This window comes from Cryobacterium frigoriphilum, assembly GCF_004403305.1.
Lineage (GTDB): Bacteria > Actinomycetota > Actinomycetes > Actinomycetales > Microbacteriaceae > Cryobacterium > Cryobacterium frigoriphilum.
On record NZ_SOHE01000002.1, the window covers coordinates 40991 to 51299 of the forward strand.

The 10309-nt window shown below is 64.7% G+C and carries 12 protein-coding genes; 10 read left to right on the top strand and 2 right to left on the bottom strand.

The window, feature by feature from the left end; all coding sequences use genetic code 11:
* The first annotated feature begins 82 nt into the window (after positions 1-82).
* The 7 genes from infA (at position 83) to E3T55_RS00330 (ending at position 4365) form a co-directional block, all read left to right on the top strand.
* On the top strand, positions 83-304 hold the full coding sequence (infA, locus tag E3T55_RS00300; RefSeq protein WP_035834638.1) for a translation initiation factor IF-1: 222 nt from the start codon (positions 83-85) through the stop codon (positions 302-304).
* Between the two features lie 66 nt (positions 305-370).
* A complete protein-coding gene (gene rpmJ / locus E3T55_RS00305) occupies positions 371-484 on the top strand; it encodes a 50S ribosomal protein L36 (protein ID WP_035834639.1) in 114 nt (37 codons plus the stop codon).
* Positions 485-672: 188 nt separating this feature from the next.
* A complete protein-coding gene (gene rpsM / locus E3T55_RS00310) occupies positions 673-1047 on the top strand; it encodes a 30S ribosomal protein S13 (RefSeq protein WP_134517592.1) in 375 nt (124 codons plus the stop codon).
* Positions 1048-1092: 45 nt separating this feature from the next.
* Positions 1093-1491, top strand: a complete 399-nt coding sequence (rpsK, locus tag E3T55_RS00315; RefSeq protein ID WP_119971141.1) for a 30S ribosomal protein S11 — start codon at positions 1093-1095, stop codon at positions 1489-1491.
* Between the two features lie 132 nt (positions 1492-1623).
* On the top strand, positions 1624-2616 hold the full coding sequence (locus E3T55_RS00320) for a DNA-directed RNA polymerase subunit alpha (RefSeq protein ID WP_119971139.1): 993 nt from the start codon (positions 1624-1626) through the stop codon (positions 2614-2616).
* Positions 2617-2666: 50 nt separating this feature from the next.
* Entirely contained in the window at positions 2667-3200 is a 534-nt protein-coding gene (rplQ, locus tag E3T55_RS00325; RefSeq protein WP_134517593.1) for a 50S ribosomal protein L17, read from the top strand.
* A 76-nt stretch (positions 3201-3276) separates the two neighbouring features.
* Complete coding sequence (locus E3T55_RS00330) at positions 3277-4365, top strand: GNAT family N-acetyltransferase (RefSeq protein ID WP_134517594.1); 1089 nt, start codon at positions 3277-3279, stop codon at positions 4363-4365.
* A gap of 31 nt (positions 4366-4396) precedes the next feature.
* On the opposite strand, the gene E3T55_RS00335 is transcribed toward E3T55_RS00330, so the two are convergent.
* Positions 4397-5083 (bottom strand): type 1 periplasmic-binding domain-containing protein, encoded by a 687-nt coding sequence (locus tag E3T55_RS00335; protein WP_134517595.1) that lies wholly within the window; start codon positions 5081-5083, stop codon positions 4397-4399.
* 199 nt (positions 5084-5282) lie between these two features.
* Here E3T55_RS00335 and E3T55_RS00340 point away from each other — a divergent pair, with 199 nt between their 5' ends.
* From E3T55_RS00340 to E3T55_RS00350, 3 genes are all read left to right on the top strand, one after another.
* Complete coding sequence (locus E3T55_RS00340) at positions 5283-6530, top strand: HupE/UreJ family protein (protein WP_134517596.1); 1248 nt, start codon at positions 5283-5285, stop codon at positions 6528-6530.
* Positions 6531-6690: 160 nt separating this feature from the next.
* Positions 6691-8526, top strand: coding sequence for a fibronectin type III domain-containing protein (locus E3T55_RS00345; RefSeq protein ID WP_134517597.1), 1836 nt, complete (start codon positions 6691-6693; stop codon positions 8524-8526).
* Between the two features lie 89 nt (positions 8527-8615).
* Positions 8616-9716 (top strand): WxL protein peptidoglycan domain-containing protein, encoded by a 1101-nt coding sequence (locus tag E3T55_RS00350; RefSeq protein ID WP_134517598.1) that lies wholly within the window; start codon positions 8616-8618, stop codon positions 9714-9716.
* Here E3T55_RS00350 and E3T55_RS20115 read toward each other — a convergent pair.
* Positions 9713-10309: SGNH/GDSL hydrolase family protein (locus E3T55_RS20115; protein WP_478213433.1), on the bottom strand; the 597-nt coding region annotated here is incomplete at its 5' end. The two genes, E3T55_RS00350 and E3T55_RS20115, sit on opposite strands and share 4 nt — an antisense overlap.

Consider the following 10309-nt stretch of genomic DNA (forward strand, 5'->3'; position numbering starts at 1 on the left):
GGTGTCTGGCATCGTGTTTTACGGCGTGTCAGACAGCAATATCCGCATGACCAGCAATCAATACAAGAGCGACAGTGAGGCTATGGCCAAAAAAGACGGTGTCATCGAAATCGAGGGCGCGGTAGTCGAAGCCCTGCCCAACGCGATGTTTCGCGTTGAGCTGTCCAACGGCCACCGAGTGCTTGCCCACATCTCGGGCAAGATGCGTCAGCACTACATTCGTATCCTCCCAGAGGACCGCGTCATTGTAGAACTCAGCCCGTACGATCTGACCCGTGGCCGGATCGTCTACCGCTACAAGTAACGACTGCTGTAAGTAACGGCCTGCGGCACTCCGTGGGTACGAGGACAGCGAAAACAAGGAATCACCATGAAGGTCAAGCCCAGCGTCAAAAAGATCTGTGACAAGTGCAAGGTCATCCGCCGTAACGGCAACGTGATGGTCATCTGCGAGAACCCGCGTCACAAGCAGCGCCAGGGCTGATCTCTTGATCTCGACAGGCTCGATCACCGTGCAGTTGCTCGGATCAAGCCCTGAGAGATCGAGTGTGCAGACAGCGCTTCGGTACGACAAGTAAATAGCAAGTCCGGGAGCCCGCGAGGGTGACACCATCGGTTGGAGGCCGGTGTACAGGACTTGTTACAGACCTCCAACCAGTATCAGGAGACACAATGGCACGTCTAGCCGGCGTCGACATCCCGCGCGATAAGCGCGTGGAAGTTGCATTGACATACATCTACGGTGTTGGCCGCACGAGGGCCCTCAAGACCCTCGCCGACACCGCAATCGACGGAAACATCCGCGTGAAGGACTTGAGCGACGACCAGCTCGTCCTCCTGCGCGACTACGTCGAGGGAACCTTCAAGGTTGAGGGTGACCTCCGCCGTGAGGTTGCCGCTGACATCCGCCGCAAGGTTGAAATTGGCAGCTACGAGGGAATTCGCCACCGCAAGGGCCTGCCCGTTCGCGGCCAGCGCACCAAAACCAACGCTCGCACCCGCAAGGGCCCGAAGCGCACCGTAGCCGGCAAGAAGAAGGCGCGCTAGGCCCCGGCCTAGCCCGCTAACGCCTTTAGGATTCAGGAGAAATTCATGGCAACACCTAAGTCGGCCGTACGGAAGCCGCGTAAAAAAGAGAAGAAGAACGTTGCTGTGGGCCAGGCCCACATCAAGAGCACCTTCAACAACACGATCGTCTCGATCACCGACACCACCGGTGCGGTTATCAGCTGGGCCTCCTCGGGCCAGGTCGGCTTCAAGGGTTCGCGTAAGTCGACCCCGTTCGCCGCTCAGCTGGCAGCGGAGTCCGCTGCCCGCCAGGCTCAGGAGCACGGCATGAAGAAGGTTGACGTCTTCGTCAAGGGACCGGGTTCAGGTCGCGAAACCGCGATCCGTTCGCTTCAGGCCGCTGGCCTCGAGGTCGGTTCCATCAACGACGTCACCCCCCAGGCGCACAACGGTTGCCGCCCGCCGAAGCGTCGCCGCGTCTAAAGCACTGTCACTGTCTGTGTGGCGGGCCCGACCACTGCGGTGGTCGGGCCCGCCTGGACACTTTCTTTCTCAAATCAACACCTCGTCATTGCAAGTGTCATATAGCGGACACTTAGCCGAAAGGAATCAACAGTGCTTATTGCACAGCGTCCCACGCTCACCGAAGAGAACATCTCGGAGTTCCGTTCACGGTTCATCATTGAGCCGCTCGAACCCGGCTTCGGATACACCCTTGGCAACTCCCTCCGTCGTACCCTGCTCTCCTCGATCCCGGGCGCTGCTGTTACGAGCATCCGTATCGACGGCGTTCTGCACGAGTTCAGCACGGTCCCCGGTGTCAAGGAAGACGTCACCGAGATCATCCTGAACATCAAGGGCCTCGTCGTCTCGAGCGAGCACGACGAGCCGATCACCGCGTACCTGCGCAAGCAGGGTGCCGGCCAGGTTACCGCAGCAGACATTTCGGCTCCGGCCGGCGTCGAGGTGCACAACCCCGAGCTCGTCATCGCCACGCTCAACGACAGTGCCAAGTTCGAACTGGAACTGACCATTGAACGCGGTCGCGGTTACGTGTCCAGCGCACAGAACCGCAACGAGTTCTCCGAGGCCGGCCAGATTCCGGTTGACTCGATCTACTCGCCCGTGCTCAAGGTGACCTACCGCGTCGAGGCAACTCGTGCCGGTGAGCGCACCGACTTCGACCGCCTCGTCGTTGACGTGGAGACCAAGTCGGCCATCTCGCCCCGCGACGCCATCGCATCGTCCGGTCGCACGCTGACCGAACTGTTCGGCCTGGCACGCGAACTCAACACCGCAGCCGAGGGCATCGAGATCGGCCCCGCGCCGGTCGACGCCGTGCTCTCGACCGAGCTTTCGATTCCGATCGAAGACCTCGACCTGTCGGTGCGTTCGTACAACTGCCTCAAGCGCGAAGGCATCAACAATGTCAGCGAACTGGTCGCCCTCTCGGAAACCCAGCTCATGAACATTCGCAACTTCGGACAGAAGTCCGTCGACGAGGTCAAGGACAAGCTCGTTGAGCTCGGCCTGAGCCTCAAGGACTCCGTTCCCGGATTCGACGGCGCCCACTTCTACAGCGGATACGAAGAAGAGCCCACCAACTAAGGTTCGTCTCTTCGACGACCTCTACTGTTTTTTGATACTGGAGATTACCCATGCCTAAGCCCACAAAGGGACCCCGGCTCGGTGGCGGCCCGGCGCACGAGCGCCTCATGCTCGCCAACCTGGCTGCTGCCCTGTTCACCCACAAGTCCATCAAGACGACCGAGACGCGCGCCAAGCGCCTGCGTCCGCTCGCCGAGCGCATGGTGCAGTTCGCCAAGCGCGGCGACCTGCACGCTCGTCGTCGCGTTCTCGCGACGATCACCGACAAGACCGTCGTTCACGAGCTCTTCACCGTGATCGCACCCCAGGTCAACGAGCGCGAGGGCGGCTACACCCGCATCACGAAGCTCGGTTTCCGTAAGGGTGACAACGCCTCGATGGTGCAGATGGAACTCGTTCTCGAGCCCGTCACGCCCAAGGTCAAGCGCTCCAAGGTTGCCACCGTCGCCGCGACTCCGGTCGGCTCCGACGCGGTTGTTGCCGAAGACGTTGTTGCTGAAGACGTCGTAGTCGAAGACGTTGTTGCTGAAGACGTCGTCGCTGACGAGGTCGTTGCTGACGCTCCGGTCGAAGAGACCAAATAGTTTGTAGCTCGCAACAAGAGGGGTCCGGCTTCGGCCGGGCCCCTCTTTTTTCGCATTAACTCCGTAGGCTGGTCATATGCCTGATCCGGAACGTGCCCAGAGCGTGCGACCGCAAGCTCCCCGACCGCCCCGAGAGTCACCGCTGAGTTCCCGGGTGGCGGCGCCGTTGAGACTGGCCGCACCGCGGCATCCCGATGTGGCCGTCTGGCGGGCGGCGACGGATGCCGACATCGACGGCATCTGGCAGCTGCGGCAGGACATGGGCCGGGTCGATCACCCCAACTATCTGACCGCGCGCGGCGCGATCGCGGCCGACTTTGGCTACTCCCACTTTCACGCCGAACACGACTCGCTGATCGGCATCGACGGTAACGGCCGGGTCGTTGCGGTCGCCATGGTCATGTTTCCGCCGCGTCAGGTCACGCTCGTGCGCTCACTGCCGATCGGCGGAGTGCACCCTGAGCTGCGCGGCCGCGGAATCGGCCGCCAGTTGCTGGCCTGGCAGCTTGGGCGGGCGAAACAGCAGCTCGCCTCATCGAACAAGATGCTGCCCGGCTGGATTCTCGCCTACGCCGACGAACGCTCCCCGCAGAATGCCCGACTGCTGCGCCTGGGCGGCATGCACCTGTCGCGCTACTTTCTCTCGCTCGAGCGGCTGCTGTCCGAACCGATTGCGGCGGTCGAACCGGCGCCGGGCATCCGTCTCGCGCCGTTCACCGCGCAGGTGTCGCAGGCCGTGCACGTCGCCCGCGACGACGCGTTCATGGACCACTGGGCCAGCCAGCCGATGAGCGATGAGAACTGGAACGCCTTCGTGACCGGGCGCTGGTTTCGACCGGACCTGTCGTTCGTTGCCTTCGGAACCGACGACGCCGGCGTCGAGCAGGTCGTGGGCTTCGTGTTGTCGAGCGCGAACGAAGACGTCTGGCGCACGCAGGGGTTCACCGGCGGCTACGTCGACCTGGTCGGAGTGACGAGCGCCTGGCGCGGCCGGCACATCGCCCAATCGCTGCTCGCCGCACACCTCTCGGCCGGGCAGGCCCTCGGCTACGAACGGTCGACGCTCGCCGTGGACTCCGCGAGCCCGACCGGCGCCCTCGGCCTCTACGAGGGCATGGGCTACGCGCCGACCCACCGCAAGCTCGCCTTCACGCTGCAGTACTAGTCGGCAGCAGTTCTCAGCCGCAGCACGAGCGTCAGAAGGTGAGCCGCAGCACGATCCCGGTCAGGTCGTGCAACACGCTCGCGACGCCCGCGTTGACGGCGTCTTCGGCGCGATCCACCGTGACCGCAGATGCCGTCTGGTCTGCGGCGGCGCTGATGCCGGTGCCGCGGAACGTGGCTCCCTCCCAGACCGCCGCCGTTACGTTCTCGGTCGGTTCGGGCAGCTGAGCGCCGATCATAAGAAACTCCTGACCCAGGTTTTGGGCGGTGAGCAGCGAAAAGACATCGACGACACCGCTGCCGGCTCCGAGAACCAGATCGGGGGCCAGCTCGACGGCCGTGTTGAGGTGCCGCTCGACCTCGTCGTCATCGGCCGCCTCCATCACCCGCAGCTCAACGTCGTGTTCGCTGGCCCACCGCTCGACGGCGACCCCGATCTGTCGGGTCGCGTTGTCGTCACCGGTGTAAATGACGACCGCGCTGAAGTCCGCGGGCGGTACGACGCCGTGCCACGAGCCGGGCTGTGGAGTCAGCGTCGCCTCCGAGGTGGGGAGCGTGATGCCCCCCAGAAAGCCCGAGCCGAGCGGGCGCAGACTTGAGCCCGAAGTGCCGACAGAACCTGACGTGTCGGTGGGGGTCGTGCAGCCGGTCACGAGGGCGAACATCGCGACCGCGACGGCCGCAGCCACGACAGTCGAGACGTGTGGTCTGGGGCGCATGACAACTCATCCTCCGAGGCATATCGGGAATCGGGGAGAGTCCGACACCGCCACAGGTTGGCAGCCGCGGGTGGCCACGGGGTGTCGGCCGCGAATCAGGCAGGTGAACACTTTCAGCACCGCGTCAAGCGAATACCCCTTAACCCTGAGTTCACGCTTCAGGCGTTGCTTGTTCATCCGCTTCGGACAGGTTGAGCGGATGAGTAGGATCGATTCTTCCCGGTATCGGGCACCCCGCCGCGTCAGCCTTCTGCCGGTTCTTCTGGGTCTGGTCGCTGCGGCCGCGAGCGTTGCCCTGACCGTGGCACCGGCATCGGCCCACGGCTTTGAGTCCACGGTCTACGTTGACGCGTCCGCGACGGCCAGCGGACAGATTCGCACCGACGTGTACCTCGAGTACGACCTGCTGGTCGTGTCCGCGGCCGAGAATCAGAATGATCCCGGCTTGTTCGACGACGGCATGGCGCTGTTTGAGACCGGCGATGAGGCGATTGCCATGAACGACCACGCCGACACGGTGTTGGACTACGTTGAGGAACGGCTTCTGGTCGCATCTGCCGGCGCGGCGTGCGTGCCGACGCCCGTGGGCGACATCACGGTCGACCTGCGCGACGACGTGCCGTACGCCCTGCTGGTGCTCGACTTCGCCTGCGCGGCTGGGTCGGGGGAAGAATTGTCCTACGAATTGACCAGCAGCCTGTTTCCCGACGCCGAAGACTACGTGACCGACACCAAGACCATCGTGACCTACGAGCTCGACGGCCAGTCCGGAAGCGCCGCACTCGATTCCTCCCACACCACCTTCTCCACCGGGCAGGCCTGGCACGAACGCTTTGTCGAATTCTTTCTGCTGGGGGCTGAACACCTGGCGGCCGGCCCCGACCACCTGCTTTTTCTGCTCGCCCTCATCGTCGGATCACGCCGACTGCGTGACGTGGTTCTCGCGGCGACGACGTTCACCGTCGCTCATTCACTGACCTTCGTGATCGCGGCGCTCAACCTGATCGCCGTGCCGGACTCCATCGTCGAACCGATCATCGCCCTCTCGATCGCGGTGGTCGCCGCCTGGCCGCTGTGGATCAACCGTCGTCGCTCGCGCCTCTCCGGAACTGTCCGGGCCGCGCCCGCTGGGCCGTGGGCGCTCGGCCGGGCCGAGTGGGTTCGGCTTGCCGTCGTTTTCGGCTTCGGACTCGTGCACGGTCTCGGCTTTGCGGGGGCGCTCGGAATCGACGAGGCGTGGTCGTGGACGCTGTTGTGGTCGTTGCTGGTGTTCAACGTCGGCATCGAGGCGGTGCAGCTCCTGATCATCGCCGTCGTCTTTCCGCTGCTGATTGTGATGCGGCGACGCTCGCCCCGGCTGGGGACCTGGATCACCGTGCTCGTCTCGGCCGCGGTGGCCGCGTTCGGCCTGGTCTGGTTCGCGGAGCGACTGATCGCACTCGCTTAGATGCACGGTCCCGGCCGTGTCACGTGGCCGGATGTTTTGTGCAGCCTTTGCCAGCACGGCTCCTAGCATTCACACCCCATTTACTCAGCAAGATCACACTGACGGTGCGTGCGCAGTTGCGCATCCGCGTGTTCTTAACCGAGAGGTACTGGAATCACACATGTCTTTTGACACCACAGCACGGGCCGCACAGCCCGGACACCGACGCACGGGGATCGTCCTCGGCGCCGTTGCCGTTTGCCTCTCCATGGCGCTCACCGGCGGCGTGCTCACGGCGACGTCTGCCTTCGCCAGCACCTCGAGCCAGTCCGACATCGTGCTTCACGTCGGTGCTGACGAAACCCAGCGCAACTTCTCGTGGTACTCCGCAGGCAATACCGCGCAGGTAGCTCAGGTCGCACTGGCCGCCAACGTCGTGGATGGCGCCTTCCCCGGCCTGGCCACGAGCATCTCGGCTACCGGCGGACTCACCACGAGCGGCGAGTACAACCGCTTCGCCACGGTGAGCGGCCTCACGGAAAACACCGCCTACGTGTACCGCGTCGGCAGCGAGGGCGACTGGTCAAACACCTACTCCTTCCGCACCCAGGACTTCGACGGAGACTTCAACTTTCTGTTCTTCGGCGACCCGCAGATCGGATCGTCGAAGGACATCCCCGGCGACACCGCCGGCTGGACCGACACGCTGAACGTGGCCACCGACACCTACCCCGACGCCGAACTGCTGTTCTCGGCCGGTGACCAGGTTGACTCCGCCGCCAACGAGACCCAGTACAGCGCGTTCCTCGAGCCCGACCAGCTGCGCGAGATTCCGTTCGTTGCCACCAACGGAAACCACGACGTCGGTTCCAAGGCCTACGAGCAGCACTTCAACACCCCGAACGTCGACGCCACGTCGGGTGCCGGTTCGGACACCGCCTCGGGCGGCAACTACTGGTTCATCTACAAGGACGTGCTGTTCCTTGACATCAACTCGAACAGCCGTGACAACGACTCGCACATCGCGTGGATGAACAAAATCGTTGCCGAGCACGGCGACGAGGCCAAGTGGAAGGTTCTTGCCTTCCACCACTCGATCTACTCGCCCGCCGTGCACGCGACCGACACCGACATCATCGACCGTCGCAGTGTTCTTCCGACGGCGATCTCTGACCTTGGCATCGACGTGGTCCTGCAGGGCCACGACCACGCCTACGCGCGCAGCTACCTGCTGCACAACGGCGAGAAGGCCAACGCCGAGGAAGAGGCCGGCGCCGATTCCGTCATTGCCGGCCCCGGCGGCGTGCTGTATGTCACGGCCAACTCGGCCTCCGGCTCGAAGTACTACAACCTGCAGGCTCAGGGCTTCTCGTACCTGTCGGCCTCCAACCAGGAGAAGGTACGTAACTACAGCGCCATCGAGGTTACCGATGATGCTTTCACGATTAAGACGCTGCGCAGCCAGGCCTACGGCGACGCGAATCCCGTCAACAGCGTCGTCGACCAGGTCACGCTGACCCGCGAGACCCTGCCGGACACGGATGCCCAGGAGCTTCAGGTCATCGTGCCCGAAGCCGCACCGGGCGAATTCGTTTGGAACATCGACGGCACGAACGGGATCCTCGATCTCGGTACCGCTGTCGACGCCGGTGACCACTTCTCGGCCGTCGGTTCGATCAACGCGATCCGCGTGACCGACACCCGGCCGACCGGCTCGGCGTGGTCGGTTTCCGCCCAGGTTGGTGACTTCACCTCCGGCGCCAAGTCGTTCTCGGGTCGCTACCTCGGCTGGTCGCCCTCCGTCGTGGAGACCGGTGGCGACGCCGTTGCCGGTGCCCCGGTTTCGTCCGGATTCTTCGAGGGTGACGGACTGTCCGTCTCCTCGACCCTGGGTTACGCGGCGAACGGCCACTCGCTCGGTTCCGCGAAACTCGACGCGGGTCTCGGACTCTCCGTGCCGGTCGACGTCACCGACGGTACCTACAAGGCGACGCTTACCCTCACCGCGCTGAGCTAGTTGACCGATTGGGGTGGGCGCCGCCGGCGCCCACCCCAATTCGTGCGTCAGCACCACCTGCCCCTTCATTTCACAGCCAAGGACACCAGATGCCTGCCCGATCATCACGCAGCACGAGAAGTGCCGTATCCCTGCTTCGCGCCCTGCCCGTGGCCGTGGTCTTCGCCATCGGTGTGATGGCGGTCAGCCCCTCCGCGGCCGTCGGAACCGACGGTGACGTCACCTGGGGGGTCAGAACGGCCACGAACGACACCGACAGCGATCGTCAGAATTTCGACTACGTGCTCGACCCGGGCGAGACGCTCAGCGACGCGCTGGTCATCAGCAACCATGATGCTGAACCCCTCGAGTTGGACGTCTACGCGGCCGATGGCTTCACGACCACGAGCGGCCAGGTCGATCTCGTCACACGCGACACCGCATCCGTTGCCGTGGGCAAGTGGACGGTGCTGAAAACCGGTCACGTGAGCATCCCTGCCGGAGAAACCGTGGAGGTACCCTTCCTGGTGACGGTGCCGGTCGATGAGACCCCGGGAGACTACCTCGGCGGAATCCTCACGTCTCTGCCGCAGCCCGGACAGGAACAGGGTATCGATGTGGACCGGCGCCTGGGCATCCGCATGCACCTGCGTGTTCTGGGAGAGTTGCAGCCCGGGCTTGCTGTAGAGAACCTGACCGTTGAGTACGCGGGCACCCTCAATCCGTTCGGAACATCCGACGCCACCGTGAGCTACACCGTGACCAATACCGGCAATGTACGTCTCGCGGCCGGCCAGACCGTGTCGCTTGCCGGGCCGTGGGGCGCGCTGCCCGCTCAGGTGAGCGCTGTCGTGCCCGTTCCTGAGTTGCTTCCGGGCGAATCGTGGCCGGTCAGGGTTGCGGCCAGCAAGGTATTCCCCGCGTTCTGGCTCACCGGCTCGGTTGTGCTCGATCCCGAACTGGCCGTCGTTGCCGGTTCGACGCCGGGGCTTGAGCCCGTTCAGGCGTCCACCGGTACCTGGGCGGTGCCATGGCCGCTGCTGGTTCTGCTCGTGCTTCTTGCCGGCGCGGTGTGGGGGGCGCTGATTCTCGTCACGCGTCGTCGCGCGGAACGTGCTCGTCTCGAGGAGGCCCGGGTGCAGCACGCCGTTGACGAGGCGCTGCGCGCAGTCGCGCCTCAGGTCGAGCAGCAGGGTGCCGCGTCGAACTAGTTGTCGCTCGCGAGGGCCTCGAGCGCAGAGCGGATGCTGTCGGCGTAGACCTGCCCGCCCGTCGGGCCGGGGTGCACCCGGTCCTCGGCCAGCAGGTCGAGGCGCGGCGCGATCGCATCATGCCAGTTGGCCAGAACGACGTAGGGTTCGTCGTCGGAGAAATTCGCGAGGGTCGTGTTGACCGTGGGGGTCCAGTCCCGTTCGGCGAAGGCGTTGACGAGCACAAGGTGCCGGTCCGGGCCGATCGCAGTCTCGATTGCCGTCAACTCCCCGGCCGTGATGGGCCCGTTCGTGCCGAGACCCACGACGACCACGGGCCGCAGAGTTCCAGCAGCAGCGGATGCCGCGAGTATGCCGGCCGCGGAATACATGCCCCGGTTGACGGCGGCGTCGATGGTGATGCCGGGAAATGTGGTCTGCAGCTCGGCGGCGGAGGCGAGCATGACCGAATCCCCGACGGCCGTGATGGCGTCGCCGGTCGGCACCGCGGCGGCCGCAGCGGCGGCGGCACGCGCGGCGTTCTCTTGCGCGGTACGCGCCGCCGCGACGGCTTCCGCGGCTTCGAGGGCGGCCTGCCCGCGCGCGATGGCGAC